Raw genomic sequence first — 1,911 nt, 5'->3', positions numbered from 1 at the left:
AGATCGAGCTGCACCGCCGCATCGAAGAGCGCCGTCGCGCGTTCGAAGCACAGGGCATCGTGATGGAACCGCCCGTGGACATGAACGTCTGAGACGTCGGCCCGCAGGTCTCCCCGTAGCGAGCGGGCGGTGTCAGACCGTGCGGCCGTCGTGGATCCGCACCACGCGGTCGACCGTCCCCGCCGGCGGCGCCACGTGCGAGATCAGCAGCACCGACTGCTCCCCCGCGGCCAGCAGCAGATCGCGCAGCAGGGCATCCGATGCCTCAGGATCGACGCCCGCCGTCGGCTCGTCGAGCACCAGCACGGGGAAGCCGCGCAGCAGCGCCCTGGCGAGCGAGATCCGCTGCGCCTGACCGCCGGACACCAGCGCGCCGCGGTCACCCACCCTGGCATCGAGGCCCCCGCGCTCCCGCACCCAGTCACGGAGCCCGACCCGGTCGAGCATCGCCAGCAGTTCCTCGTCCGAGGCGGAGTCGCGCGCGAAGAGCAGATTCTGGCGGATGTCCTCGTCGAACAGCTGAGGGCTCTGCTCGCACAGTCCGATCACGCGTCGCAGCGCCGGGCCCGAGAGCTCTGCGGCGTCGCGACCACCCACCAGATACTCGCCCTCCACGCGCAGGAAGCCGACCAGGGTCGCCGCGAGCGAGCTCTTGCCCGCCCCACTCGGTCCCGCGACCAGCACGCGCTCACCGGCGCGGAGGTCGAGGTCGACTCCCTTCAGCGCGGGCGTGCCGCCGGGCCAGGTCGCCCTGACGCCGCGCAGATGCAGCTCGGGCGTGCGCGCGAACTCCACGTCATCCCCCTCGTCGGAACGCAACTCCTCCGGCATCCGCTCCGGGAGCACGTCGACGATGCGCCCGGCGCTCGCGCGCACGCTCCGCCATGACGCCGCAGCGATCGGCACCGCTCCGAACACCTCGAAGACCACCATCGGCACGAGCACCGCCACGGCCAGCCACGGACCGTCGATCGAGCCGTCCGCAAGGCCCGGAGCCGCCACGGCGAGCGCCCAGACCGATGCCGCCCCGGCCACGGCGGACACGACACCCGCCGCGACGGCCTGAGCGAGGGAGGCACGGTCGACCACGCGTCGCAGAGCCGCATCGGCGGCAGTGATCCGCGCCCGCGCCTGTTGCTCCGCCCCGTAGGCGATGAGCACGTCGAGGCTCCCGAGGTAGTCGACGAGAGCTGCGGAGAGCTCTGCCCGACGCTCCGAGACCCGTGCTTCGGCGTGCGAGCCGAACGCCCAACCGAGTCCGATCGCTGCAGCCGCGGCGGCCAGGAGGCAGACCGCGAGAGCGAGGGCGGCCGGGGGCGAGACGAACGCGAGGAAGCCCACCGCTCCGACCGCGACGAGCGCCGCCACACCGAGCGGCTGCACCACTCGCAGCGGCAGGTTCTGCAGGTTCTCGACGTCGTCCACGAGAGCTGCGAGCACCTGCCCGCGGTCCGTCGAGCCGAGTCCCGCCGGTGACAGAGGGATCAGCCGGCGCACCATGTCGGCACGAGTCGAGGCGAGCTGACGCAGCGCGGCATCGTGTCCGCTCAGGCGCTCCAGATAGCGGGTGACCGCGCGCGAGACGGCGAAGAAGCGCACACCGACGACGGCGATCGACAGCGGCACCAGCGAATCGACGATCGAGGCGCTCACGATCAGCCACCCGCTGACCGCGAGCAGACTCACGGCGGCGGCGGCCGAGAGCAGACCCCAGATCAGTCCCGGTACGAAGCGGCCGAGTGGCGGCTGCGCGAGTCGCAGGATGGCGCCGATCCGGTGACCGCGAGAATGCGCGGCATCGGTTGTGCGGGGTGCAGTCATGCGTTCACCCCCAGCGCCACGATCTGATCCGCGATCTCGCGCGCGGTCCGACGGTGGGAGACGAGGAGGATCGTCGCCCCGGCGTCCGCC

Annotated in this window: 1 protein-coding gene; it reads right to left on the bottom strand. The window is 72.3% G+C overall.

The window, feature by feature from the left end; translation table 11 throughout:
- Positions 1 to 132: 132 nt before the first annotated feature.
- Positions 133 to 1,821: a thiol reductant ABC exporter subunit CydC gene (gene cydC, locus AX744_RS17970; protein ID WP_061018466.1), complete on the bottom strand. Its 1,689-nt coding sequence runs from the start codon at positions 1,819 to 1,821 to the stop codon at positions 133 to 135.
- Positions 1,822 to 1,911: the final 90 nt, after the last annotated feature.

The organism is Microbacterium sp. CCH5-D1, from assembly GCF_001557335.1.
GTDB lineage: Bacteria > Actinomycetota > Actinomycetes > Actinomycetales > Microbacteriaceae > Microbacterium > Microbacterium oxydans.
Note: the sequence above shows the minus strand (reverse complement) of the source record. Positions and strands in the feature narration are given on the sequence as shown.

Bases quoted from the DNA above. Each gene is read 5' to 3' on its own strand.
- cydC (WP_061018466.1), bottom strand. From the start codon at position 1,821: ATGACTGCACCCCGCACAACCGATGCCGCGCATTCTCGCGGTCACCGG.